This window comes from Mesorhizobium australafricanum (assembly GCF_033977265.1).
Taxonomy (GTDB): Bacteria; Pseudomonadota; Alphaproteobacteria; order Rhizobiales; family Rhizobiaceae; genus Mesorhizobium; species Mesorhizobium australafricanum.
In genome coordinates, this window is the sequence record NZ_JAVIIT010000011.1 from 1 (window position 1) to 25503 (window position 25503).

20 protein-coding genes and 5 pseudogenes are annotated in these 25503 nt (G+C 59.9%); 12 read left to right on the forward strand and 13 right to left on the reverse strand.

Going from position 1 to position 25503, the window contains the following annotated elements:
• Nucleotides 1-190 (forward strand): hypothetical protein (locus RFM98_RS20655; protein ID WP_320310603.1); only part of this gene is annotated, 190 nt, incomplete at its 5' end.
• Nucleotides 191-601: 411 nt separating this feature from the next.
• Nucleotides 602-889, forward strand: a complete 288-nt coding sequence (locus tag RFM98_RS20660) for a hypothetical protein (RefSeq protein WP_320310604.1) — start codon at nucleotides 602-604, stop codon at nucleotides 887-889.
• 626 nt (nucleotides 890-1515) lie between these two features.
• Here the strand turns inward: RFM98_RS20660 and RFM98_RS20665 are convergent.
• Nucleotides 1516-1686 carry a hypothetical protein gene (locus RFM98_RS20665; protein WP_320310605.1) on the reverse strand — a complete coding sequence of 57 codons (171 nt, stop codon included), beginning with the start codon at nucleotides 1684-1686 and terminating at the stop codon, nucleotides 1516-1518.
• Between the two features lie 46 nt (nucleotides 1687-1732).
• Nucleotides 1733-3385, reverse strand: a complete 1653-nt coding sequence (locus RFM98_RS20670; protein WP_320310606.1) for an MFS transporter — start codon at nucleotides 3383-3385, stop codon at nucleotides 1733-1735.
• A 328-nt stretch (nucleotides 3386-3713) separates the two neighbouring features.
• Between RFM98_RS20670 and RFM98_RS20675 the strand changes: the two genes are divergently transcribed.
• Complete coding sequence (locus RFM98_RS20675) at nucleotides 3714-4175, forward strand: Ros/MucR family transcriptional regulator (RefSeq protein ID WP_320224044.1); 462 nt, start codon at nucleotides 3714-3716, stop codon at nucleotides 4173-4175.
• Nucleotides 4176-4360: 185 nt separating this feature from the next.
• On the opposite strand, the gene RFM98_RS20680 is transcribed toward RFM98_RS20675, so the two are convergent.
• A complete protein-coding gene (locus RFM98_RS20680) occupies nucleotides 4361-4573 on the reverse strand; it encodes a cold-shock protein (protein WP_320224045.1) in 213 nt (70 codons plus the stop codon).
• A 1377-nt stretch (nucleotides 4574-5950) separates the two neighbouring features.
• Between RFM98_RS20680 and RFM98_RS20685 the strand changes: the two genes are divergently transcribed.
• Nucleotides 5951-7111, forward strand: coding sequence for an MFS transporter (locus RFM98_RS20685; RefSeq protein WP_320223107.1), 1161 nt, complete (start codon nucleotides 5951-5953; stop codon nucleotides 7109-7111).
• A gap of 17 nt (nucleotides 7112-7128) precedes the next feature.
• Here the strand turns inward: RFM98_RS20685 and RFM98_RS20690 are convergent, their stop codons facing one another.
• The gene (locus RFM98_RS20690; protein WP_320223106.1) at nucleotides 7129-8244 is read right to left on the reverse strand and encodes a Fic family protein; all 1116 of its coding nucleotides are present in this window, start codon (nucleotides 8242-8244) and stop codon (nucleotides 7129-7131) included.
• Nucleotides 8245-8711: 467 nt separating this feature from the next.
• Here RFM98_RS20690 and RFM98_RS20695 point away from each other — a divergent pair, with 467 nt between their 5' ends.
• Nucleotides 8712-9140 (forward strand): hypothetical protein, encoded by a 429-nt coding sequence (locus RFM98_RS20695; protein ID WP_320310607.1) that lies wholly within the window; start codon nucleotides 8712-8714, stop codon nucleotides 9138-9140.
• A 21-nt stretch (nucleotides 9141-9161) separates the two neighbouring features.
• Nucleotides 9162-9401 carry a TIGR02391 family protein gene (locus RFM98_RS20700; RefSeq protein ID WP_320217790.1) on the forward strand — a complete coding sequence of 80 codons (240 nt, stop codon included), beginning with the start codon at nucleotides 9162-9164 and terminating at the stop codon, nucleotides 9399-9401.
• A 295-nt stretch (nucleotides 9402-9696) separates the two neighbouring features.
• Here RFM98_RS20700 and RFM98_RS20705 read toward each other — a convergent pair whose 3' ends face one another.
• From RFM98_RS20705 to RFM98_RS20715, 3 genes and pseudogenes are all read right to left on the reverse strand, one after another.
• Nucleotides 9697-10131, reverse strand: coding sequence for a PIN domain-containing protein (locus RFM98_RS20705; protein ID WP_320310608.1), 435 nt, complete (start codon nucleotides 10129-10131; stop codon nucleotides 9697-9699).
• The gene (locus RFM98_RS20710; RefSeq protein ID WP_320310609.1) at nucleotides 10128-10430 is read right to left on the reverse strand and encodes a hypothetical protein; all 303 of its coding nucleotides are present in this window, start codon (nucleotides 10428-10430) and stop codon (nucleotides 10128-10130) included. Before RFM98_RS20710 ends, RFM98_RS20705 begins: the two co-directional genes overlap by 4 nt.
• Nucleotides 10431-11198: 768 nt before the next feature.
• Nucleotides 11199-11416 (reverse strand): annotated as a pseudogene (locus tag RFM98_RS20715) (IS5/IS1182 family transposase); the annotation flags it as partial.
• 292 nt (nucleotides 11417-11708) lie between these two features.
• Between RFM98_RS20715 and RFM98_RS20720 the strand changes: the two are divergent.
• Nucleotides 11709-12869 (forward strand): IS110 family RNA-guided transposase, encoded by a 1161-nt coding sequence (locus RFM98_RS20720; RefSeq protein WP_320310610.1) that lies wholly within the window; start codon nucleotides 11709-11711, stop codon nucleotides 12867-12869.
• A gap of 402 nt (nucleotides 12870-13271) precedes the next feature.
• On the opposite strand, the pseudogene RFM98_RS20725 reads toward RFM98_RS20720, so the two are convergent.
• Nucleotides 13272-13403, reverse strand: a pseudogene (locus RFM98_RS20725) (ATP-binding protein); the annotation flags it as partial.
• Nucleotides 13404-13405: 2 nt separating this feature from the next.
• On the opposite strand from RFM98_RS20725, the pseudogene RFM98_RS20730 reads away from it, so the two are divergent.
• A pseudogene (locus RFM98_RS20730) lies at nucleotides 13406-13702 on the forward strand (IS630 family transposase); the annotation flags it as partial.
• 296 nt (nucleotides 13703-13998) lie between these two features.
• On the opposite strand, the gene RFM98_RS20735 reads toward RFM98_RS20730, so the two are convergent.
• Both RFM98_RS20735 and RFM98_RS20740 read right to left on the reverse strand, forming a co-directional pair.
• The gene (locus tag RFM98_RS20735) at nucleotides 13999-15114 is read right to left on the reverse strand and encodes an IS110 family RNA-guided transposase (protein WP_320310611.1); all 1116 of its coding nucleotides are present in this window, start codon (nucleotides 15112-15114) and stop codon (nucleotides 13999-14001) included.
• A gap of 135 nt (nucleotides 15115-15249) precedes the next feature.
• Nucleotides 15250-17916 carry a Ulp1 family isopeptidase gene (locus RFM98_RS20740; RefSeq protein WP_320310612.1) on the reverse strand — a complete coding sequence of 889 codons (2667 nt, stop codon included), beginning with the start codon at nucleotides 17914-17916 and terminating at the stop codon, nucleotides 15250-15252.
• 914 nt (nucleotides 17917-18830) lie between these two features.
• On the opposite strand from RFM98_RS20740, the gene RFM98_RS20745 reads away from it, so the two are divergent.
• Entirely contained in the window at nucleotides 18831-19280 is a 450-nt protein-coding gene (locus RFM98_RS20745; RefSeq protein ID WP_320310613.1) for a hypothetical protein, read from the forward strand.
• Nucleotides 19281-19318: 38 nt separating this feature from the next.
• Here RFM98_RS20745 and RFM98_RS20750 read toward each other — a convergent pair whose 3' ends face one another.
• Both RFM98_RS20750 and RFM98_RS31405 read right to left on the reverse strand, forming a co-directional pair.
• Nucleotides 19319-20062, reverse strand: coding sequence for an IS1595 family transposase (locus RFM98_RS20750; protein WP_320310614.1), 744 nt, complete (start codon nucleotides 20060-20062; stop codon nucleotides 19319-19321).
• Between the two features lie 123 nt (nucleotides 20063-20185).
• Nucleotides 20186-20287, reverse strand: a pseudogene (locus tag RFM98_RS31405) (hypothetical protein); the annotation flags it as partial.
• A gap of 416 nt (nucleotides 20288-20703) precedes the next feature.
• Here RFM98_RS31405 and RFM98_RS31410 point away from each other — a divergent pair.
• Entirely contained in the window at nucleotides 20704-20991 is a 288-nt protein-coding gene (locus RFM98_RS31410; RefSeq protein WP_430682331.1) for a hypothetical protein, read from the forward strand.
• Between the two features lie 1028 nt (nucleotides 20992-22019).
• On the opposite strand, the pseudogene RFM98_RS20760 reads toward RFM98_RS31410, so the two are convergent.
• Nucleotides 22020-22257 (reverse strand): annotated as a pseudogene (locus RFM98_RS20760) (transposase); the annotation flags it as partial.
• 733 nt (nucleotides 22258-22990) lie between these two features.
• On the opposite strand from RFM98_RS20760, the gene RFM98_RS20765 reads away from it, so the two are divergent.
• Entirely contained in the window at nucleotides 22991-24487 is a 1497-nt protein-coding gene (locus tag RFM98_RS20765) for a GMC oxidoreductase (RefSeq protein WP_320310615.1), read from the forward strand.
• A 366-nt stretch (nucleotides 24488-24853) separates the two neighbouring features.
• The gene (locus tag RFM98_RS20770; protein ID WP_320310616.1) at nucleotides 24854-25501 is read left to right on the forward strand and encodes an HAD-IA family hydrolase; all 648 of its coding nucleotides are present in this window, start codon (nucleotides 24854-24856) and stop codon (nucleotides 25499-25501) included.
• The last annotated feature ends 2 nt before the right edge of the window (nucleotides 25502-25503 follow it).

Genomic DNA, 25503 nt, shown 5'->3' on the forward strand with positions numbered 1-25503 from the left:
CTTCCTGGTCCCGCAGCATGCCGCTGTGGCGCACCACCGCACAGGAGAACTGAACGATGTCCCGAGCTCGACCAATGTCATCGAGGGCATTGTTGAACAGATTACTCGACATTGCGCGAGAGACGCGCTGCCGGGCTGCTTCGGAATGCCGTCCCGCTTGCAAATCGACAGTTTGTCTATGCGGCGGTAGCCCGCCTCCGTGGGAAAGTTCGGACCGCTGCGCCTGGCGCGAGGGTCCGCCCTCGGCCCGCAAAGCGCCTGATTGCTGCCGCGACCCTTCAGGCCGTTGAGAACCTATGCGGCGGCTATCGCGCGCGCTCCCATCGTCACGGCGTGGCGGCCTGGCCTCCATGCCGGATGGGTTTCGACCATGCGACGGGGCGGAGGTGTGTGAGCTTTCGGTGACGCCATCTCTGCGCCGCGATCCGGCATCGGAACGCGAAGGACCCGCTTGCCGTCCTTCCCCATGAGACCGCTGCTCGCTTCCAAGACGGATGTTGGTTTCTGCGCCATCGTCGGCACGTCGCTCTCCTGGCCCTGCGTTCCTATCGGACGTGGTTTGTCGATGCGACAGGACCGGAGCGTAAGAACTTTCGCTTGCATGATCACCGCGTCCCGGCTCATCGTCAGAACGCAAAGCGCTTTCTTCCTCGCTTGCTTCACCTTCTCGCGCCAAAGGAAAACGGCGCCGCGTCATGCCCGTTCCGCGCAATGCGGAAGCGAAAAGTCGTGGTTGACCAACGGGGACGCGCGCGGACCGGTCCTGCGGGGTATCATCACCGCGGCCTGCGACGCGGCTGGAGGAAGCTTCGCTAGCCTGCGGCTCGCGGTGCGTCCGCTCGACAATCGAGTTGAACGCGTTTCCACCTTCTGCCGCGGCGTGACCTGATGCGGCGCGGGACCTGCCGTCCGGGGCGTCACCGGCTGGAGTGCCTCCGATGCGCGATCTTCCCGTCCGGCCGATGTTGGTCATGTTTCGTCTCCGATCCAGGCAACAACGCATCGCCTAAAGTGTGTGGAGCAACGACAGGCGAGCCAACATGGTCGTCGCTCAGAAACCCCAAAGCGCGCCTAGGGCACCGAACCCGGGAGCTCTGAAGGAAGCAGCTTGTCCGATCGGTAAATCGAGCAGGCCCTTGGCCGGGCCGACGCTCGAATACCTTTCGCTCGCGGTCGGGAGGTCGCAATCACCTTCAACATCACCTAACAACCATTGCTTCCTTGAGGCGGAACGTAGCTTGGCTGACCTGACAACAAACTGACGCGCTATGAGAGCTGAGCAGAATCTGAGAGCCGCCGGAGCAAACCGTTGCTTTTGGCCAAGGGACAATGGCCGGCTGAACTGACGTGCGAACGGTATGGCCGACGCGAGTACGTTAGACCGGCTGCGACCGTAAGGCATACGGAATCCAGCTGCTTGGAACGCCGGCAGCCACGCCAGCTGAACATTCCCGCAGAATTGAATTGATTGGACAGCCGATTGACTGGTCTGCCCGTTGTGATTCGCTGATCTGTCTAAAACTTGAGCGACATGACGACAGCAAGGCGGAGCGCCCGGCGGCGCTTCGGCGGGACCGCAGCGTGCGCGTCGTTGGCACCACTGTTCGGCTTGTAGAGCTGTGGATAGCGATCCCCCAGCCGCGCTCCATCTCCATCGAACTTCGCGGCGGCCTTTGCCACCATCATGATGCCTGCGCTTGGAGCAGTTAGCGATTACCAAATCGAGACGAGATCACCGTCGGAAAAAGAAGCTCCCCGACTGCTCCCGCCTGCGCGGCGCTCCGGTCGGCCGCTCGATCGCAAGCCGCGTGCGAGGCGGAAGCTCTCCCGCATGCAGTTCGAGGAGAGACCGATCCAGTTCCCTGTCCTCCGCGGTCAGCCGGTGGTTGAGGCGAAGGTAGTCCATCCAAGTCGGCGTGCGGAACGTCTCCGTCCAATGCGAGGGTTCCTGGAGGTCGCGCTGGAGGTTCCAGTGCCGGGCGCCGGCGCGGCTCTGCACCCGGCGGCGTTCCTGCATCTGGTCGAGGAAGGTTTCGACGTTGGCTTCCGGTATGGAGTACTCGATCTTAACCACGATCGGGCCGCTTCTCGACTTCAAGTCGAGGGCGAGCGCCGGCGTTTCGAAGCCAAGCGAATCCTGGTCGGCCTCTTTCCACTGGCGGATCGGGAGCAGCAGTCCGGTGGCGGCAACCAACAAGAGAGCGCCCGCAGACGCCTCGAGCGCCAGCGTCAGGGAATGGTTTTCGGCCACCACGCCCCAAATCCAGCTGCCGACCGCGACACCTCCCGACGAGAGGGCCGAGTAGATCGAGAGCGTGCGGCCAACGACCCAGCGCGGGCTCGACAATTGCACGCTGACGTCAAGTCCCGTCCAGGTGACGACCCAACCCGCGCCGCCCAGCGTCAAGGCAATCGCCGCCACCACCAGCGAAGGCGTGAAGGCAAGCGCCAGGCAGCAGGCGGCGCAGGCAATACAGGCGAGCGTCGTCAGACGCTCTTGCGACAGCGACCGTCTCAGCGCGTTGTTGGAAATGCCCGCGCACAAGGCGCCGGCGCCAAATCCAGCCATCAGGACACCATAAGCGATCGGCCCTCCCCCGAGCTGGTCCCGGGCAACCAGTGGCAGCAGCGCCAGGATCGAGATGCTCGTCAGACCGAAAAGGAATCCACGCGCGATCGCCGCCTTGATCTCTCCCGACAGCGCCGTGAAGCGGGCCCCGTCATGAATGGCCGTGCTCAATGGCTCACGGGGAAGAGGCGAAGCGCGACCGCTCCATTTGTAGAGTCCTATGGCCCACAGCATCGCCAGATAGGTCAGCGTCGCCACCGCGAAAGCCGTCAGAGGTCCGAAGGAGGCGACAACGACGCCGCCGAGCGCCGGACCGATGCTTCGCATGGCATTGTAGCCGACCGAGATTAGCGTGACCGCGGCCGGAACTTCGCGCTTTCGCAGGATGTCTCCGACGGAAGCATGCCAGGCCGGATCAGTGAAGGCAGCGCCGCATCCAGCCAGGCAGCTGAAGGCGAGGATTATCCAAGGATTGTAAAATCCCAGCGCCACAAGAGCGGTCAGCATGATCGACGACAATGCTATCACGCACCAGCCGATGGCCATGACGTGGCGGCGGCTGAAATTGTCGGCAATGGCTCCGGCGAAGATCGATAGAATGAACACTGGAAGCGTCGTGGAGGTCTGCACCAGGGCGACCATCACATCCGAGGTCGAGATGGTCGCCATCAGCCAGCTGACCGCAACCGTCTGAAACAGCCAGCCCAGACCGGACAGCTGTGCGGCAAGCCAGATCGCGCGAAAGGTGGGGCTCTCCAGCGGCGCGAACGTCGCCGACGAAACTGAAGCTGCGTCCGCGCGCGCCACCCTGCTCATTGGGCGAGCCCTTCTCTGTTCGTGAACACGTTTAGTTGGAGATTTCTCCCCTCGGCGCACTTGCCTCTGGAGAGTGGCAGGATCAGGGCATTACAATGCCGAACCGAGTAATTTCGACGGCTGCTTCAAAGCCAAAACTGAACCGTTCTGGTGGAAATACCTGTCCATCCATCACCAAAGCGCCTTAGCGACCAATCGATCATTCTACTGGAAGTTTTGGGCGGTGGAGATGCGTCTAGGGCTGGAACGCAACCTTTCATTGCGTTCTGTGGCTGCCTTCATTAATCAAGCTGATTTTTGCAGAAGCCATCAAAATCAGGAGCGTTCCGTGACAGAAGAAATCGAGAGCAATAGTGATGCCCTCATCGAGCTTACCGCCGACGTCGTATCGGCCTACGTCTCGAACAATCCGGTCCCGGTGAGCGACCTTCCTGGCCTGATCGACCAGGTTCATGCCGCCTTAAAAGGCACGATCGGCGGCCCGGTCCCTAAGCCTGAGGACCTCAAGCCTGCCGTTCCCATCAAGAAATCGGTCACGCCCGACTATATCATTAGCTTGGAGGACGGAAAAAAGTTCAAGTCGCTGAAGCGCCATCTCTCAACCCACTATGGCCTTACGCCCGACGAATACCGCGCAAAGTGGGGCCTGCCGGCAGACTACCCGATGGTTGCCCCGAATTATGCCGCAGCTCGCTCTGCTTTAGCCAAGACCCTGGGCCTGGGTCGAAAGCCTGATCGGGCCGAACAGGCCGCGCCGGCAAAGAGGGCCCGCAAAAACGGCGCGGCCTGAGTGTTGTTCCGGCGTGCTGACTTGGAAAGGCGGGGAGACTCCCGCCTTTTGCACTGCGTTCCCCGGCCTGCAACAATTTGCGCGAGGCTTCCGTCGATTTCATGTTCACGCGCGATTTCATCTGCGGCGGTCGGTAGAGGCTCGCCGTCGGGCGGCTGTTGCGCCATGCGCAAGAAGCCGTCAGCTCACTTTACTTTGCTGAGATTGCTGGCCGAGGATTTCCCGGTGCGGCGGTCCTGCTCGATCTCGTAATTAACCTTTTGGCCGTCAGCGAGAGTCGAAAGACCCGATCGCTCCACAGCGGAAATGTGGACAAAAACGTCCGGGCCGCCCGCATCGGGTTGGATGAAGCCGAAGCCCTTCGTGCTGTTGAACCACTTTACCGTGCCAGTTGCCATCCATTTTTCCTTTGTATCGGTTGCAGCGTTGGTTTGCCCAAGCCAGTTAACATTCTGACTTGGGGATAGGCGCAGCAAAAACGAGAAATCGCAAGCCCCCTGGATTGCCAGGAGGAAAATCAAATGCCGGATACCGGCTGGTGAACGCTCAACCCCTGCTTTGTCCCTTGGCTGCTGCGGCCATCACTCGCCATGGCCGGATGGTTCGCGCAACTTCAAAGGGAGGTGGTCGGCTGGAAAGCGCGAACATACTGTCATCGGCAGTTTGGGTTCGAATAGAAAGCGTGGGTCAACCCTGCACAGCGGTTTTCTCACCGCGGCTCGACCCCACTGAAACCGCGGCTGACTGTCTGCGTAAAGGACATCCGGGGCTACGAAGAGATCCATCGGGAAGTCCTTTCCCGGCTACCTGGGGTAAGAAAAATTAGGGCGGATATTCGTTCCGTTTTGATGAATGGCGCGGCCCGAGCGCATCCACGAAATCTTCATTTAGGCGGAGGTAAGGCCAAGCGCGTCTAAATAGCCGAGAGGCTGGCTCACGTTGCTGGCGATTGATACGAGAGGGAAGATACGTGCTGAGAATGACGCGGGCCGAGCTCTACGATCTGGTCTGGTCGAAACCGATGACCGAAATCGCAAGGCAGTATGGCATCAGAGACCAGCATATGGCGCAGACATGCGATGCGTATGAGATCGCTCGGCCGCGTGCCGGCCATTGGATAGAGTAGAGCACGGCAAGTCGGTGGAAATTGCTGCGCTCGATAACAAGAACCATAGCCTTGTCGAGGCGACTCTGCGAGCAGGGCACGATGCTTTCTCGTTCAACGCCTATAGCTCGGGGAGCCTGAGACAGGGACAAGATCCCAAGGTGGCATAGCGCTTGCTTGCAGCATCAGGGGCATTGAGCTCCAGACTGGAGCGCAGCGCTGTAATGTTTAGAGTCGCCAGTTCAGCCAACCTCGTCATCCTGTGTTCACCGGGGGGTCCCCGGCGAACAGCAAGAACAGACATGATTTCCACACCGAACCGTGCTCGCGGGCGCAGGCATGTGAGGCCGTGGCGAACGGCTAGTGTCGAAAAAAAGCCGCCGGAGTTCTCGCCAAGATTTCCTCAACTTGCGCGGAGGCAATCGGCATCGGCAGCTGATCATGTTTTCGTTTCCTCCACAGTTGCCCATGAGAGAGAAACGTCAGGTCGCCCGAGCCAGAATAGTCCTGTTGACGACCGTCGCTCAGACGCCGCCCGCCTCAACAGCCCGGCCTGTGTTCGAAAAAGGGCCGCCCTCCTTCTTCTGATTCCAGTGTTGCTATGGTGGAGCTCGTGCATCGCGGCCGTCCAGACAATCTCGGTCTTGGACCGTTTTAGCAGGGACGTCCCATGCCGCTGCCAATCCTAGCGCTTGCCATAGCATCCTTCTGCATCGGCACCACCGAATTCGTCATTATGGGCCTGCTGCCGGAGGTCGCGGCCGACCTTGGCGTCTCGATCCCTTCGGCTGGCCTTCTGGTCACCGGCTATGCGCTGGGCGTCGTCTTCGGCGCGCCGATCGTGGCCATGGCGACCGCCCGCCTGCCGCGCAAACCAGTGCTCATCGGCCTCGCCACCCTCTTCGTTATCGGCAACTTCTTCTGCGCCATCGCTCCGAATTATTGGCTGTTGATGGCGGCGCGGGTCTTCACCGCCTTCGGCCACGGCGCCTTCTTCGGCATCGGCTCCGTCGTTGCAGCGAGCCTCGTGCCGCGCAACAAACGGGCGAGCGCGATTGCGCTGATGTTCGCCGGCTTGACGCTGTCCAACATCCTGGGCGTTCCCGCCGGCACGGCGCTGGGCGAAGCCTTCGGCTGGCGCGACACCTTCCTCGCCGTCGTCGGCATCGGCCTCGTCTCGGTCGCGGCCATCGCCTGGCTGGTGCCGTCGGATGTCGCCGAGCCTAGCGGTGGCGGTCTGCTCGGCGAATTGCGCGTGCTCGGCAAGCTGCAGGTCTGGCTGGCGATGCTGATCGCCTCGCTCGCCTCCGCCAGCTTGTTCGCGGTCTTCACTTACATCAAGCCCTATCTCACCGACGTGTCCGGCCTGTCGACGGCGACCGTGACCTGGGTGTTGCTCTTGTTCGGCGCCGGCATGACCATCGGCAACATCATCGGCGGCAGGCTGGCGGACTGGAAGCTGATGCCGACTGTGATCACCACGCTGCTCGCCATGGCCCTGCTGTTCGCCGTCTTCACCGAGTTCGGCGCCATCGCGAGCGTGGCCGTGGCGATCGTCTTCCTGTGGGGCATGCTGATCTTCATCGTCGTGCCGCCGCTGCAGATCCGCGTCGTCGAGGCGGCGGCCGAAGGGCCAAACCTTGCCGCCACGCTCAACCAGGGCGCCTTCAATGTCGGCAATGCCGGCGGCGCCTGGATCGGCGGGCTCGCCATCTCCTGGGGCGTATCCTACGCGAACCTGCCGCTGGTGGGCGCCGCGCTCGCGCTTCTGGCCGTCACGGTGGCCGTGCTGTCGCAGTCGCTCGACCGCCGCGCGGTGGTACAGACTTAGTCATCCGCTGATGGGATCTACGCACGATCGTCACGAATATTCAGCATGTAACGTGTGTGTCGGAGTTCACCGGTTCTTGTCAGCGCACCCTTGGCAACCAGATCGTGCAGGTCCCTTGTCGCCGTGGCGCGCGACGCCTGGGTGATGGCGATATAATTCTCCGCGCTGAGGCCGCCCTTGAAACTGGCGATACCTTCCCGGAACATCCGGGCGACGGCTTTTTCCTGGCGTTCGTTGAACTGCCCCCGATGGTGCTCGTAGAACTTGGCCTTGGCAACGGAGAATTCGACGCGGGCGAGCGTTACGCGCTGCGCTTCTAGGATTGTGCTGGCGAAGTAGATCAGCCAATCGGTGATCGCGTTGTTTTTGTTGCTGGCCTCCAAATGATCGTAATAGGCCTTGCGGCGACGCTCGAGCGTGTAGGCCAGCGCGATGAGGCTCGGCTCGCCCAGATTTTGCGCCAGCGCTTTTTCGCAAAGGGCACGTCCTATGCGGCCGTTGCCGTCTTCGAACGGATGGATGCTCTCGAAATAAAGGTGCGCGATACCGGCGCGCGTCAGCGCGGGAAGCGGAGTCTTGCCCTTGAGCGCGGTATCGTTGAACCAGATGGTGAACGCGTCCATCTCGGCTTTCACGCGCGATGAGGGCGGCGCCTCGAAATGCACTTTGGGTTTGTCCAGCCGGTTAGAGACGATCTGCATGGCATCGGCATGCTGGCGATAGTTGCCGATCGTCTCGATGCGCCGCTCGCCTGACATCACCATCTTGTGCCAGGCATAGAGCGTGCGATGCGAGAGCGGGTTGGCAAAATGCAGATACACGTCGGCCATCATTTCGGCGATGCCCCGCTCGGCGGGCGGGACGCGCCTATTCTCGCCTCCGAGCCCCAGCTGCTGCCGCAAGGATGATTGCAGGCTTTCCCGGTTGAGATACTCACCCTCGATCTCGGATGTCTTCAAGGCCTCTTCACTGATTAGATCGATGCGGATCTGGTCGCGGTCATCGGGGCCAACATGGCGAAACACGCCCAGGAACTCGCCCGATCGCAATAGGAACTCGCTTTCCAGCGGGTCCAATGCCATCTTGTCGTAGGTAAAATGCGGCCAGTCGGCCTGCTCCCAATTCCATACCATGAGCTATAGAGCGCCTTTCTATAACTCATGATAGCGGAAAAAGTGAGCTATAGCAATCTTATCTATGCCTCAGCCGGCGCCCACTAGATGGTCTCCGGCGGCCCCCAGAATTTCGGCACATCGACCGTGAAGAAACCATAATCCTTCGAGGTTCTCATTGGTTCGGAACCATTCATCCAGCTTGCCTGGAACATCAGTTGGGGACTCCGGCTCAAAGGCATGACAGCGGACGCTCGTGGTGAACTATCGCCACTGGTGAGCCGCGTGAAACGACTCCGATTCAGCCGTTAGACGGAGGGGGTGAAAAAATATGGGGGTTCAAGCACATTCAGGACTTGCGTCCTACCGGGCTGAAACCGGCATAAAAAAGGCAATGCTCGCGTTTCCGCTTACAAAGCCTCCGAGGCGATAAATAGGCGCAACCGGCGGCAACGTCAATAATTCGAGGTGGCCGAGGGGGAACGCCTATGAAGACATTCACGCAATCACAGCTGCAAGCAATCGCTGACGCATTTGGCGAGGCCGCCGACGGCCTGACCGGCTTGGAAATCGGACATCTGCTGGCCACGGTCAAGATCGCCGATACCGTTTCCCCAATGACCAAGCGACACAGATCGTACAATGCCTTTGCCAACGACCAGAACAAGCGTGGTGCCCGCACCCATATCATAGCGTTCATCCGCAAGGCCATGAAACCGGAGCGTTTCGCGCGAGAGGCCGAACGATTCGAGCCGATGCGCCTTAACCTGAACGGAGCTCTGGCATTTGCAGGATTGGCCGTCGCGGCATCCGGAAAACTGGGCTCCGTCGAGGCAACCCAAACCTTATCAGAAGCGACGCGGCGTGCGCGAGCTGAGGGCCGAGTTGACTATCCGCGGTGCATCCTGATGTGTTGATGTTCTGCCGGGAGGAACTGCTTGCAGACGACTACTTCCATGCTGTCCGACATGCCGATGTTGGCGATCAACACGCTCGTGACCGATAGCGAGAGGAGCGAGCACCTGGTGAAGGGGACTTTCAGCATGTTCCGCAATACCACTGCGCACAGCGCAAAAATTCACTGGCAGATGTCGAAGGAGGATGCCGAGGATTTGTTTTCAATGGTCTCGCTGATGCACCGCCGTATCGACGCTGCGCTCATGCCGGCGCGGACCTGATCGGGGGAACTTTTAAACCTGCAGGAGCGCTTGTCGGAATTTTCCTACGGATTCGGCGTTATCCTTCTCGGCCTTTGATTGAGTCAGGCTGCCGCGATTGACGCTTGAATGACAGTGCGTTCGTCCGGCTCGTCCTCAAACGGACGTGTGCCGATGATGTCGCGCCCTTGGTCGCTTCCGTCTGGCCGAAGCAGGCGAGACAGTCCAGCCATCGCAAAGGTGGTAGCCGAACACGAGGTGTTCGAACTCGGTGCCGCTGAAATCTTCGAAATGAAGTGAATCGCCTATCTACCTCCTAACTCCCAGAGCTGCGGAGCGGATTGATGATCTGAACATCCTCGAAGTCCTTTTCATTGTCTGTCACGACGACGCAGTGATTGGCCTCGGCGATCGCAGCGATGATAAGGTCGAGCGCGCTTCTGGGGCGTCCCTTCGCCTTCCCGCCAGCCATAAGACTGGCCCAGACGAGGCCAGCTTTCTCGTCAAACGGCAGGACGCGACCGGCGAACAGCGCTTGCGGGCCTTCGGAGCCGGCGAACCAAGCTTCAAGGGTGCTCCGCTTCTTGCCTTTCGGTTTCTCCAAGATGCCTCGGCGGATTGCGGCCACGGTAAGCGAAGCAATGAAGAGGTCGTCATCTTTCTGCGCGCCCATCCATGCTAGCAGCGAGTACGACGGCTCTGGCTTGATGACGTTGCTAATGATGTTGGTATCAAGAAGGTAGCGCGTCACAGCTCGACCTTACGCCCCTCTTCTTGCAGCCGGCTGAGGTCGAGATCCGCGCCAACAAGAGGTGAGCGACGTAAAGCCGCGAGAATGCCCCCAGCTTTCGGAGGCTCCCCCGCCAGCGCCTTCTGTATGGTCCGGCGAAGCTGCCCCGCTTCTGGACCTTCCTCCGTCAATTTCCGGGCAAGGGATCGGAGTAGATCACGGTCAGCGTCGAGCGCCTGGATTTCGAACCGCGCGATGCCTCGCTCGGTCAGGCGGGACCGGTAGTTTTCGAGGGCTCTCTTCTGCGCAGTGTTGCTCATCGCGTGCCTCCTGCTATATCCAGATATATAGCCGTGTTTTCCCTTGGAGCGCAAGGCTGGTGGACGTATTCTCGGCCCCTGTAAATAAACATGGCCCCTCCAAGGCATTTGGGATGCCACCGTGACAAGACGTCCCTCATTCAAGGGAGGCGATCACAAAAATATTATTGCTACGACGATGGTCGACCGTGCCTCGCGCTGCGCTGGCCCGCGTCAGCATCTGCTCCGATCCCTCAACAAGCCGTTGATTCATAAAGCATTTTTGTCTTGACAATGCACCGTCACTCGGAATCATTGTTGCGAAGCGGGTTGTTCCGCGCGAGGACAGGACGCGCTCATGGCGCGACCCAGACGTACAACAGCGGAAAAGCTTCGTGCGGTCGCCGACGCGGCCCGCGAGCCGGCTGTACCTGCGTCGTCGAAGCCGATCCGATGTCATCAGTCTGGTACGGTTGCTGGCGCGACAGGCCGCACGGGACTTCGTTCAAGCCGAAACAGACAGCCGGATGCGAAACCGCCTCCCGGAGTAAGGAGGTCCCCGCATGAAGGTCGCGTTCTACGCCTGCTACTCATCGGACGATCAGCGAGACGCCTCGATCGAGGATCAATTGGGGTTCTGCCGCCTCCATACCGAGACGTAAGGCTGGACGGTCGTCGACAGCTATACCGACCGCGCGATCTCCAGCGCGTTGCCGCTCAAGCTGGGCCTGGCGGCTGAATTCTATGCTGCTTGGCTTTCGACAAGCTGACGGATGAGCCTCTGCACATGGCAGGCTTCCGGTCATGTGCCTGCCAGGCAGTCAGGACGAGATCGACTGGTCGGCCTTTGGCATCGACGAGCGCGTGACCTTGGTCGTGAGCCCGCCGCAGGAACATGAAACATCGTCGTCATCCCTTTTTGCCCTGGCCGCATGTTGGCGAACGCTGACACAGGAGTCGATCATGATGATCTGGCCGTCGAAAGCCTTGGAAAAAGCGGCGAGCACCCTCCAATGAAGTGAAATTGAGGCCCGGCAGGGCTGGCGGTTCCCACAGCGTTTTTGTTCTCTGTGCGTTCCGATGGCCACGCAATGATTAGCGCAATCTAATATTATGAAAGCGGTCCTTTGGCCATGCGTCGCAGAGCACCTGATAGGTGTTTTACATCTCATGGCTTGAGGTTTTCCAGACCGGAGGCCTCTTTGTGCGCATTTCGCAAAAGATCCCATGGGCTGGATGGCGGCCGGCGTTTTTGCAGAATGAGGTCGTCTCAACTCCTTCTGAAAGCGAGCCATGCATATGACTACACGACCCACACAGCCGACCGCCATCCGCACCGATCTTGGCGCAATTTTCGTTTCGATGGAACTCAGTCGTTCGAGCTGGCTTCTGACGTCATTGTCGCCGGGGAACGGCGAGAAGATGTCGAAGCATTCCGTGCCGGCTGGAGACTTGGTCGGGCTGTTGACGCTGTTCGGGAAGCTGCGAGAGAGATGCGAAGCAAAAACCGGGTGTGATTATCCGATCGTCTCCATTCAGGAGGCTGGCCTCGACGGCTTTTGGATTCACCGGGCGCTTGAGAAGGAAGGGATCGAAAGTCATGTCGTGGACCCGGCGTCGATCGCGATATCGCGTCGACGCAAACGGGCGAAAACCGACCGCATCGACGGTGAGGCGTTGTTGCGGACCTTGATGGCTTACAAGCGCGGCGAGCCACGTGTCTGCGCTATGGTTCGGGCTCCGTCGCCCGATGAAGAGGATCGTCGCCGAATTTGCCGCGAGCGCAAGGCACTCATCGCCGAACGCGTGACCCACGTCAATCGGATCAAGGGACTGCTGTTCTCACAAGGCGTCACGAACTATCAGCCGCTGCGCAGGGATCGGCGGCAGCGGCTCGAAGAGCTTCGGACTGGCGACGACCGTGCGCTGCCCGCGCAGATGAAGGCCCAGATATGCCGGGAACTTGAACGGCTCGAACTTCTCATCGATCAGATCAAGGCTGTCGAGGAAGAACGCGACGCGCTCATTGCGGCGCAAGCTGCGGAGGCGAAGCCGTCAGCAGTCAAGCTGCTGCTCGCAATCAAGGGTGTCGGCGCCGAGTTTGCCGCCATCCTGTGGTCGGAGGGGTTGTTCCGGCATTTTGATAATCGCCGCCAGGTCGCCGCCTATGCCGGACTGGCTCCGACGCCCTGGCAGAGCGGCTCCATCGATCGCGAGCAGGGCGTCTCGAAAGCCGGAAATCCAAGGCTGCGGACAACGCTGATACAGATGTCCTGGCTCTGGCTGCGGCATCAACCGAGCTCCGCGCTGGCCCGATGGTTTGGCGAACGAGTGCAGCGCAATGGCGGTCGCATGAAAAAATCGACCATCGTTGCATTGGCGCGCAAGCTGCTGGTCGCGTTGTGGAAGTATGCGATCTCGGGCGTGGTCATCGAAGGGGCGATCATGAAAAGCACCTGACGCCGACGATCTCGTAATTCCCCCCTTTCCAGAAATCCGCCAGGATCCGATCAACTCCTGGCAGTTCCAGGTCGATGAACCGATGTCCGGCATGGCGAAATGCCGTCTCAAAAGAATGGTCTCGTCGTCCTGAGCCCCACCCGCCGCACGCGGGATATTGGTCCGCCCGTAATCCGCGGGCGACCGGATGTGAGTTGGACCAGGCTCGGCAAACGAGCCGCGTCATGCAGTTGGGCTCGGAACCTGGATACCGACGATTTGGAGAACGCAATGCTTCATCGATGACTAACTTGACACTTCAATGCCCATGTGAGCCGGACTGGGATTCCGCTAAGTCGCGGACAGCGTTTCACTAAGTCCCGGACAGTTTGGCGGTGGTGGTCCTTGGGTGCCTGGTTGTCGTCATGGGTGATTGATTTCGCCGTTTTCGGCGCTGGTCAAGTGGGGCGCCGCCTTTTGCTTTCGCATGCTGTCGCCCAGGAGCACGATGCGGTGGGCGTTATGAACAATCCTGTCGAGAATGGCGTCGGCGACGGCACCTTAAGGTGCGTGCCTGGCTCAACCGCCATCAGCGCTTCACCTTCCACTTCACCCCCACGTCTTGCTCCTGGCTCAACGCTGTCGAGGGCTTCTTCGCCAAGCTGTCGAAGCGACGCCTCAAGCGAGTCGTCTTTCATTCTGTCATCGACCTGCAGGCGCCCATCAACCGCTTCCTCGCAGAGCACAATCGACAACCCAAACCCTTCACCTGGACCGCCGACCCCGACAAAATCATCGCCGCCGTCAAACGTGGGCACCAAGTGTTAGATTCAATCCACTCTCATGATTGCTGACAATGGCCTTTGGCGTAGAAATTGGCCCGCCGAACCCGATTGGCGGTCGAGGCACTTGTACGGCGGATATGAGGTGCAAGAGGCGGGACTTGAACGTCGGTCAACAATCTCTCATCCGCGGGTCGGGCCGCATGACCTTGTTTCGTTTGGGGCTGCCTCGGTCTAGGTGCCGAGCGTCAAGGCTCATAGTGGTAACGAGGGCTCCCCGGCATTGTCCCGCCTCCAGCACCGCATATCGCCGAGGCTGATGTTTGGGTTTTGCGATCTCCTCTGCTGGCCTGTCTGTCAAATAGCGGTCACGCCGCCTTTGGCGCGGATTGAACCGTGCAGGCGATCGACCAGATGAAGCCCACCATCTCGCGTGCGATGGCGGCAATGACGACGTTGACGTTCTTGCCGCGCGCGCTCAGCCGACGATATCGGGTACACAGCCGAACTTGCGCTTTCCAGCCGATGTCGCGGACGACTTTTGGCAGCGCCTCGATCCGGTCGACCTTGTGCCGGCCGATGCGCGGCCGCATCCTGTAAGCCCAGGCGCCCTCGACCAGCGCGCGGCGGGCATGGGCGTTGCCGGTCTTGGTGATGCCACCGCGCCAGACGGTCTCGCCACTCGACTGCTCGCCAGGGACCAGGCCGAAATAGGCCATGAGCTGGCGTGGGTTGGAGAAGCGTGTGAAATCGCCGACCTCTGCGACCAGCACCACGGCGTTGATCAGCGCGATCCCGCGCATTGCCTGCAAGGAGTCAACGACCGGGCGCTGGTTCCATTCCGGGAGCAGGCTGAGTATCTGCTCCTCGACCTGCTGCAGGCGCCGTTCCGCATCCATGACGGCATCGACGTAGTCCTGAAATGCGATCTGCTGCGCGGGATGTTCGAAGGCCAGGGTCGAAAGCCATCGCCGGTAAGCCAATCGCCAGGCGGTCCCACGCTCGTGCTTGCGCCCGTGACGCAGCAGAAATCCCTGAAGATGTTGGCGCGCTCGCGTCACCACTTGGCGCACGACGCTGCGCAGCCGGATCAGGTCGCGCATGGCTTCATGATCGGCGTCGGGCACCCAAACGGGGGTCAACTCACCGGCCCGATTGAGGCGGGCGAGCATGGTGGCGTCGCGGCGGTTCGTCTTCACCCGATCGCCAGGCTTTCTCGGGATCAGCGACGGTGCCACCACGTCGCACCGATGGCCGAGGCTCGTGAGTTGGCGATGAACGCCATAACCGCACGGGCCGGCCTCATAGCAAAACGCCAGCGGCTTGCCGGACCGCCCGAGACGGTCGCACAGCTTGCTAATGGCAGCAGGGTCATTGGCAATCTCGCCGAGATATTCCACCGACCCAGAGCGTCCGCTCTCCGCCACCGCGACCGAGATCCGTTGCTTGTGAATATCCAAACCGACAAATCTGATATGTTCCATATGGCCCGTCTCCTATGCATGAGGCTCTGTGCCGGCCAGCCGGCTTAACCCTCGTACCGTTGCATATCGGATGACGGGCCACCCTCAGGCCAAGCAATCATAGGGACTAGCCTCAATCTGCCAGCAGATCCTACATCAGCCCCGTAGTCGGTTTTGCAGTGCCTGCCGATCGACGACAAGATTGTCGAGGTGCAGCATGGCTGGCCGCCGCCTTTGCGCCAATCGTCTGACCAGCGCCCGCGTGCCGTCGAGCACGAAGACCCCGCAATCATAGCCATTGCGCTGCTGGGTCATGCGGACTGTCTCCACGCGGGCTCCCAGCCGTTGTGCGAGCAGTGCTGCGGGCTGGTCGTTGTGCCCCCGGGCGGAGTCGTAATGATACGCAACCGGCCTTGCCCGCTCGCGTCGGTCAACCAGCAGTAGTGACCAGTGGGTGCCGCGGCGGTCAGGATCCGTAGCGCTGGCATCGTTGACAGGCAGGAACAGGAAGTCGGCTGTATCGTTGCCATTGTGATCATAGACGATGCGCTGGAAAGCCCTGAGCACGACGCTGTCGGAGCCCAGGCGCAGATGGTAATGAGCTACCAGGGGATCGACGAGCTGCGTTCGGACGGCGAGATCTGGATTGTCCCTCTGCAGCTCCTGCGCCAGCAGTTCGTAATCTCCCTGGATATGCACATCGCTGAGCCATTCCCTGGCGCCGAGCGCCCGTCCGCTGCGGTGAGACGAGGCTTGCGGATTGAGCGCCCCAACCTGAGCATCGGAGGCTGTACCCAGAAACGGCTCATAGTGAGCATCATCACGCAACTCGGCCGGTGTGGACGGCAAATCGACCAGGGACTCAAGACCGCGGTAGATATCTGATGACCGAGCTGACGCGGACGGCTGAGTTGGCCCCATATCCTGATCCGACTGCGACGACGGCCCTGACCAGGGGCGGTCCCAACCGGCAGGTCTCTGCCATCCGGCTTGGTCCACCTCCTGCCAAAGATGCGACTGATCATAGCTTTCCTGGGAGGCGGCGCTTTCCCCCCGCCCAGCGTGGTCCACCTCCTGCGATGACCAGGAAGAGGTCCAACCGGCAGGTCTCTGCCATCCGGCTTGGTCCACCTCCTGCCAAAGCTGCGACTGATCATAGCTTTCCTGGGAGGCGGCGCTTTCCCCCCGCCCAGCGTGGTCCACCTCCTGCGATGACCAGGAAGAGGTCCATCCTGCTGGTCCCTGGCCCGCGGCTTGGTCCACGTCGAGCCAAAGCCGCGACTGATCGTAACTTTCCACTTGCGATGCGGCGCGTTCGTCCGAATGCGACGACAGCCCCGACCAGGGACGGTCCCACCCGGCAGGCCCGTGGCCTCCTGCCTCGTCCGCATCACGCCAAAGCTGCGACTGATCGTAACTGTCGGTTTGCGAACCGGCAGGTTCCCGCCCGCTTGCCTGCTCAAGGGACAACCCCAGCGCAGCGTTCGCCTCGACGACTTGTAAGTATTGCCCGAGCCTTGTGAGACTCACGGTGCTTTGTCCTTTAGCGTTGGTGTAAGTCTTGAAATCGGCTTTCAACGATCGCTTCTGCTGATCGCTGCCGTTGATACGGTTCACTATGCTCCCCCTACCCTCCTTTTGGAGCCAATCACTAAACCCGCGTTGCGCGCTAGCAATATTTCCGATCACGTTTTTTTGTCGGGCGGTGGCGTCCGACCCGAGCCTCATCAGCTCCTCGTTGGCAAACCCTTCGATGATGCGGGCGTCGTCGGGATACGGATGATACCTGCTGATCGATTGGATCCCGGTCGTGGTCCCATCGCTTGCGTACTGCCGAAACCGTTCGAGACTTACGGCGGTTTGTGCCTTGGTCTTGTCGAACTCCTTGTGATCTGCTTTCAATGAACGTTGCTGCTGATCGCTGCCGTTGATCCGGCTCGCTATGCTCCCCCTACCCTCCTTTTGGAGCCAATCACTAAACCTGCGTAGCTCCCAAGCAATTTTCGCGACTGCTTGTCTCTGCTGGCGAGTCGAGTCGTTTCCGAGCTTGCTCACTTGCTCCTTGGCCAGGCCATCGATGACGCTGGCGTCATCTGGATACGGATGAAGCTTGGTCGATTGACTCTCAGCCCCTAGGTACTGCCGAATCTGATCCAGTCGAGCGCCTTGCTGTCCTGTGGCTTTGCTGAAGTCCTTTAAATCTGCTTTCAACGACTTTTGCTGCTGATCGGTGCCGTTGATTCGGCTCACGATGCTCTCCCTGGCCTCCCTTTGGAGCCAATCGCTAAACCTCCGTTGCTTGGAAGCCATGGCTGAGGCGGGGTTGCTCTCTTTGCGAGTTGGACGGGGCCCCAGCTTGCTTAGCTCTTGTTTGAGTAGGCCATCGATGATGAGAGCGTCGTCGGGATGAGGATTCGCTGACTGGCGCCCCATCAGGCGGGGCCCAGTGCCAGCTGATTGGATTACTTGGCCGTCAGGCGAAAGCCTCCGGAGATGAGACATTGCCGACCTGAGGCGGTCACGATGGTCCATTCCGAGTGCGATGTACTCATCGACGTCGTTGGCCAGCGACCTTGGCTCGTTAAGAAGCCGAGGAGCCATCGGCTTCTTGTTCTCTTCTCGCAGCCAACGAGCAAAACTCGCAAGAGCCGCCTTATTGTCCTTGATGGTCGGAGCGGGAACCTTTCCGGCCCCTCGGCCGATGGTGCCGTCGGGAACAACTTCGTACGCTTGCACTGTTTCCTTAAACAGTTCGATGAGGCGCTCGTCTTGGGGATACATGTCCCCGCTGGCGGAAGAGCGACTGCGTTTGGCGAAATCCATGCGAAGCTCTGTAGGGACAAATTTCGACCCCGAACCGCCCGACGACTTTTTGCTTCCGAAGGTTTTTCCGATCTCTGATTTGAAACGCGACCACAAACCGCGGCTTTTGTCATCCCTGGTGGGCGCAGCCAGCGGTTCAAACGAGGCAGTGTAGCGCGTGCTACTGAACAACCTGTCATGTAACCCAGACTGCGACACCTCTGCAGGGGAGCTGTCAAAGTGAGCGCGAGGCTGGTCTAGGCTGTGGCGCGCGTTGCCGAACCGATCATCCCGCAGGTTCCGTGTCATAGCGCGATTGTCAGTGTGGAGACTCCTTCTATGGACCTCTGCGGCTGGGCTGTCTGGCGAACTGGCCTCAGCGGAGCTCGTACCAGAGGAACCGAGTTGCAATTGGCTTAGGTGCTGCTCGAAACCACTGTGATCCTCAGACGTGCCGTGTGGCTGTTCCGTCCGCTGCCGCTCTTGCAGGGCAGCGTATTCGCGCATCCAACCCTCGGTATTGAACCATCCGCTATTGTGGGATTCCATGTATGCTCCTGTTTCCGAGTTCGCAGATTATTCGAACATTTCCAGAATTTCTGACCGGCTTGTTAAGTCTGTCGCGAGGCCATCTGAGAATAGCGTTGAAGTAGCGTTTCTTCTGTTCATCGATACCAGCCAGGTATTCATTGCAAGCGTTCGATCGACTCAAGCGCCGCTTCGACGACTTGCCCGTTCAACAAATCTTGCCCGTTCAACAAATCGGTTTGTTAACAGGGTTAGCTGTCGAGAGACTTACGGGTCCTGCCGCAAAAAATTCAGGGCGAGCCAGAGCGAAGGGCCGCATTTGTTCGGCATTAGGTAGCAAAAACCACCAGATCTCCTGAGCGAGCTGATCTATCCTGTCTCAAGTCGGAATATGAGACAGGGCGGGCATGAGCGTCGCGTATGAGTTGAAACTGAAACGAGCCGAATTGATCAACAGGCTCGAGGAACTGGCGAAGCTGCAGGCCGACGTCCGCGAGCAGGTCAGTTCCATCGACAAGGTCATTGCCATCTACGAACCCGGTTACGGGCCCATGCCAGCCAAGGCGCGCCGTCCGGGCGGAATCACCAAAATTTCAGATGAGGTCAAAGCCTCCATGGGAGGCGTGAACCAGCGTCAGGTCGTGCTCGAAATTCTCCGTGACTCGGCAAACCCGGTCTCGACATCCGAATGTGCCGCGAAGTTCTCGCATGCGATCGGACTGGGCGGCGAAGCGGAGATCGTCGACCGGGTATCGCGCAAGCTGTCGGCTGTCTTGACCCAGCTTACGAAGGCCGGGCGCATGAGGCACGTCGGCAAGACTGCGAACAGGCAGTTTCTTTGGGAAATCACCGCCTAGACGCGGCGCGGAGCGCGGTCGAAACGGCTCCCGCGTTCCTAGGCCGGAGCCTTCTTGCCCTCCCAGATTAGATCCGGTGGCTTGTTTCCCTGCCAGTAGCCGCAGAGGAACCGGGAGGTCGGCCGCGACAGCGCGGTTCGCAGGACGCTGAACGTCTGGCTTCGGTTGCCGTGGTACCGCGTGTCCTCGCGCCAGGCGAGCTCGGCGACGTACCAGTCGAAGTACTTGAGCGAGAAGCGGTGGTGGATGCCGACATAGGCTCGCTGCACGCGCGAGAAGAAGCTTTCGATCTGGTTGGTGTTGGTCCCGTCCTCGGCCTGGTAGGCCTTGGAGTGGTTGACCCGCTGCATCCTGTTGAGGCCGACGATGTCGTTGTAGCTGGCATGCTCGTCGGCGATCACCGTAGCCGAGCGCGAGACTTGGTCGCGCACGGCCGCCCAGGCCGCGTCGCCGTCCTCGTCGCGGATCACGCGCGTGAAAGTCCGGCCGCCGAGGCCGCGCTCCCTGATCGCCAGTGCACACAGCCGCTTCATGTTCTGGAATTTCTTCAGGCGGCGGTCGACCCGGTCTTCCGCCTTGTTCTCGGGACGGATGTGGCCGCCGGCGTACTTGCCGTCGATCTCGACCTCGCCCTCGAGCACCATGTCATCCCGGCGCCAGGCGATGGCCTCGCGCGGCTTCATGAGGAGCACCCAGGCGGTCTTGTACTGCACGCCGATCTCGCGAGAGAGCTGCAGGGCGGCCTTGCCCTTGACCGAGTTCACCGAGAACCAGATGGCCATCAGCATCTTCCTGAAGCTCAGCTTCCGTGATGCGAAGACCGTTCCGGAGGTAACGGTGAAGACCGCCTTGCAGACTCTGTCAGAGCACTTGAAGCGGCCGCGGCTCATCGCGTGGCAACGCAGCGTGCCGCACTTCGGACAGTACGGTTCTCCGTCGGTCTCGGGCCAGCGCATCTTCCTGAACCAGCCATGGGCGGTTTCCTCGCGGACCTTGGCGAGGTCCATGACGGTGAGCGTCCGGCATTCCGGCGACAGCAGGAAATGCTGCCCTTTCGGTTGTTGTCTGGACTTCGCCACGGCTCAGTCCCTCCTCGGCTTGGAAGGCGGCTGGGCCGCGTATTTCCAAGCCTCCGGACGGGACCGGGACGTGCAGCACCGCGGCAGCAGGCTGCGCGGCGATAAAGGCGACGGGGAATGGGATGGCGGTCATGTTCAGGCTCCAGGTTGCATGCGTACAGCGTCCGCGGCAGCCACTGGGCCACCGACGAAATCAAAGCTGTATGTGGGCCGTCCTGAACATGGATCGGGCTCATACCCGGAAGGCCGGCAGGAGTCGATCGTCTCTTTTGAGCGATGGTTAATTGCTTCCAATCTTGACAATTTCCTTATGTTACGTAACATACGGATAAAGGAGATGAATTATGGTTTCAGTTCCAGCCTCGGAAATTCAAAAGAACTTTGGAGAGTGGAATGACCGCGCGCTTCAAGCGCCTGTCCAGATTACAAAATACGGCAGAACGTCCACGTTCCTCGTATCAGGCCCGCTATTCAAGGCTATGTGGGCATCGTTTCGTCGAGCTCTTCCCACCTCGGAGCTGTCGGCCAGCGAGGTAGATTTGATCCTTGGATCGGAAATGGCAGCAGGCGAATCCTATAACTTGGATGACATCCCTGATTTAGAAACCGAGTTCTCAGGCCCAAAACTTTAGGCCCCTGGAATGAGAATTCCTGAAAATCCGCCCGTCGGATATGCGATCGCCTATGAATATTTGTGGCGGTCGAAAGTAGGAACACGTGAGGACGGCGAAAAAACGTATCCTTCCGCTGTTGTTCTTGCCAGAGATGACGTTGGGCCAACGCCAGTAGTCTATGTCTTGGGCATATCGCATTCCAGACCACGACCGGGAAGGCGGGCATTGGAAGTGCCTGCAAAACTGAAGCGTCATCTTGGTCTCGATGACGAGCCTTCATGGATATATACCGACGAGTTCAACGTCTTCGCGTGGCCAGGGCCAGACCTTCGGAATGCCCGATGCCTTTCGAGACTGCCGGGTGCGGAAGGAACGTGCGTCATCGGTCGGTTACCAACCGACTGGTTCAATGCGGTAAAAGAGCATCTGGCAGAGAGCCATCGCCTAGGTTTGGTCAGGACAGTTCGACGGTCCCAATGACACCGTGAAAACGATGTCTTTGGGACACTTTCAGGCGTGGCATAGGTAGCTATCTATCGAATTGGTGACCTTCCTTTTCGACATAAGAACAACTACTTACGTTTGTCTTGGTGGCATTTGCTACCTAATGCCGCATTTGTTTCCCAGCCGCTTCGCGACTGAAGCAGCCGTCGCAGACTTTGATAACGTTCGTTATTGGTGCGCGAGATCGCCCCTTCTGGCCAGCGGGCGCGCCTCACGTGGAAGCCGGCCCGACTAGTCTCGGCCACACGCTTTGGGATGCTGAGTCACTGCAGACAGCTGCCGATTTGGCAGAACTGCGCGCGTGGTAGCCCAAAGTCTTGCAGCTATATCGGACAATGCGCAGACCTCGTGCTCTGGTCAGCAGTTAGCTCGCTTGATGCACGGCGGTGAGCTTTCGACGGCCTGAGGCGGCGCTCTGGTCGCCGTTGCGGTACGTTTTGACAAGCCTCGTCGGGCGCCGGGGTTGATCCGTCGGTGATGGCAGGCGGGGGTTTGCGGGTTGCGGTCAGCGGGTTCGTTTCGGGGCGTCTGCGCCCCATCGTTTATGTCGCGAGTTGCGGGATGCGACTGAGGACGATGCGCAGGATGCGCTGGTCCGGGCAGGATGTCGGCAGGTGCAGGCGAATTGGGTCTTCATCTCGACCACGCGCGCGGCGATCTTGATGAGGCGCAATCGCAACGTGTCGAATTGGGCGACGGCAAAGCTCGTTTCGGCATCGCGGCGCGCAGGCCCCACATAAGCCAGTAGGCGCCGGCATGCAGGAACAGCCGGAACTGGCTAACCACATAATTCCGGGACCGCCCACTTGACTCGTCTATGCCGCCCGGTGCGCGATCTGCGACCGGTTGCCTAAACATCGCTGTGAGTGTGAGGATCGTGACGCCGCTCTTTGCCCGGCCCCGCTGATGAGCCAAAACGGGCTGTCGGCGAGCTGTCGCGGCAAGCTTCGTTGACCCGAGACGAGATAGCGCCGAGGCGATGCTGCAGGGCCTGCCGGTCGGCGACGAGGGCGTCAAGGTGCAGCGGCTGGGTCCGGGACTTTTCGCCCTCGGCCAGGCGTGCGGGCCAGCGCCCGGGTGGCCTCGAGCACGAAGACGTTCGAAACGAAGGCTGAGACTGCCGCGTCCATGATTCTTGACGGCGGATCGAGCCCACGAGCGCTTGGCGTTTGACACTGTCCAATGTCCGACAATGTTGGAAATGCGACTACCAGAGTACAAGCATCGGATTGAGTTAAAACGGTTTTTCGTTGGCACAGTAAATGCGGTGTCATGCGCACCACGTCATTGAAAAGGAGAAGACGTTTCATGATCACCCCACCAATGCCGCCGCCGCTACTCTTCCGGATGCATCCAAGTACGACGGCCTCTTCGTCACCTGCCGCCACCCAGCCAACGGCCCGGCAGGCATCTCCGCCCCCCACTACACGGCCCGTGTAAAGCACCTCCTGATGTCAATCGCGAACACCGCCCGCTGGCCCGCTACCACAAACCTCACAGGAGACTAATGCCCGTGACGGACATCAGACACATTGCAGCGCACGCGTGTAATTACACAAACTTCGATGCGGTTGTTATCGGCTCCGGGCCATCTGGATCGATCGTCGCTCGAACACTTGCGGAAAAGGGGTGCCATGTGGCCGTCCTGGAATATGGAGGCCCGGCTTGTCCCGGCGCCATGCTCGGGCCTCATCAAGCGGCCTACAGCAAGGCACTCACTTCCAATGGCCACGCCGATGGCAACCCCTGGACAGCGTGCTGCGTCGGCGGGGGGATGGGGTTCTACAACGCGATAACGTTCAGATACCGACAAGCAGATCTGTCAGCTTCCCAATATCTTACGACTGACATGGCGATTGACTGGCCGATTACCCTTGAGGAGCTCGAACCCTACTATTTGGAGATCGAGCATCTCTTGGAGATCAGTGGCGCGAATGGGTTTCCGTCGTATCCAGCCAGTCCGCGTGGGCTGATGTTATCCAATGCAATGCAGGAACTCGGCATAAGATCAAAAACCATCCCACTGGCAATCAGGCCGCCAGGGACCAACAAGGGATGCATCAATTGTTCGGCTTGCGATGAACTGGCGTGCACTACGGATGCGAGAGCATCAGTGCTTGCAAGAAACATTTTGGATGACTCCGCCCTGCCAGGGACAATCTCGGTTCTATACGGCTGTTTCGTCAACCGGATCCAAATGCAGAACGACGGTCGGGCTGGAGCCCTTGAGTGCTATGTGCCGCTCTCATCGGAACTGATCCGCATCCCAATTGAAAGGGTCATCGTCTGCGCAAACGCGATACAAACAGCGGCATTGATGCTCCGGTCGAAGGGTGACCATGCACCGAAGGGAATAGGAAACGAAGCCGGCCTCGTTGGACGCGGCCTCTCGTTCAAGATTGGCGGGTACTCCGTCGGCCACATGGAGCGAGCCGATCGGGGCTCCGATGCATTTGCTCCGCACTGGGGACCGCATTCGACCGTTTATACCGATGAGTTCTACGAACATAACAGCGCGCCATGCAAATTTGGCGGGCTCATTTATGAAGCGAATTTCCCTTCGCCGAATGAGAACGTAGGCGTTGTGCGCCTGCACTACATAGCCGGAGAAGAGCCTTGGTCGCATAACCGCGTCGCGCTTGACGAGGCCGCTGACCAGTACGGTACCCCTTATATCCGTTTCGACTACCGAAGCTCGGAAAATGACCGTGCACGAAGGAATTTTCTCGCCGACCGCGCGGATGACATTCTGCGCCACCTTCGCGCATTCCGCATCGAGCGAGAGCCATATTTCCCGGGAAAAGGCAGCTCCCACCTGCACGGCACGATGCGCGCCGGTAGCGATCCGAGGAACTCGGTCGTGGACAGCCGCGGCAGGGTCCATGGGTTGACCAACATCCATGTGATGGATGGTTCCGTTATGAACTTTGCCGGGAACAGCAATCCGACCCACACAATCATGGCCAACGCCAGGCGAATGGCGATGTCACTCAGCAAAGGCGCAATTTAGATGCTCGGTCCTGGCGCTATCGGCCATTTGGCTGAACGGGAGCGGGACACCGGGTCATCATCATGTTCCGCCCCCGGCAATGGCGCTATAGCGCAGGAGATCAACGGCAAGATCTATCTGGATATGACCTACTGCCGCGGGGCTTCGCCTCTGCCATCGCCGATGAATGAGCAACGCCAGATACTCGCCGGGAAAATCTTGGAAGATTTTTTGCCGCTTTGCAGCCGGCACACCATTGGGACGAAGACATGACTGCACAGGTCACTGACACAGCCATGGTCGAATACTGCGCGGAGGCATTTCACAACACAGAGAGAGCCTGCCTTTCCGATAAGCATCATTAGGCCTGATATGGGGTGGAAAGCCTTGAAAAATCGCGCGAAAACCGCAACCGTTAATGTTCACCTCAACGACTATGATCACCTAGCCTTCGATCTGGACGGAACCCTTGTAGATTCGGAGGCCGTGGTCGAAAGCGCACTCCGTCGATGGGCACGGGAGGAACGGATCTCTCCGGATCACGCGGTGCGGATGTCAGCCGCCCGCCGCGACATCGATTTGGTGGCGGCGATCGCGCCCGGTCTCTCGCCAGAACGCGAGGCAAATCGCATCGCGGATTACGAGGTTCAAGCGATGAGCCTGTTGCAACCGATCGAGGGCGCCGTAGAGTTCTATAGCTCTATCCCAGCAGAAAGGCGATCTATTGTAACCTCTTCGGCACGGGTTTCGGCCCTTGCCCGCCTTGAGGCGGCTGGACTCTCCTGGCCGCGGATCATGATTGCAGCCGAGGACGTCAGTCAGGGAAAGCCGTATCCGCAACCCTATCAAACGCTGTTGCGAATGCTGGGCATCGCCGGCAAAAGATGCTTGGTTTTTGAGGATTCCCCCACCGGAATTGAAGCGGCGATCGCGGCAGGCTGCGACTGTGTCGGCGTCGGCCCCAATGCCAGAGGTCATCCTGACACAAGGGACTGGATAGAGAACTTTGGCGAGGCTTCCTTTCAAACCTGCTGAGT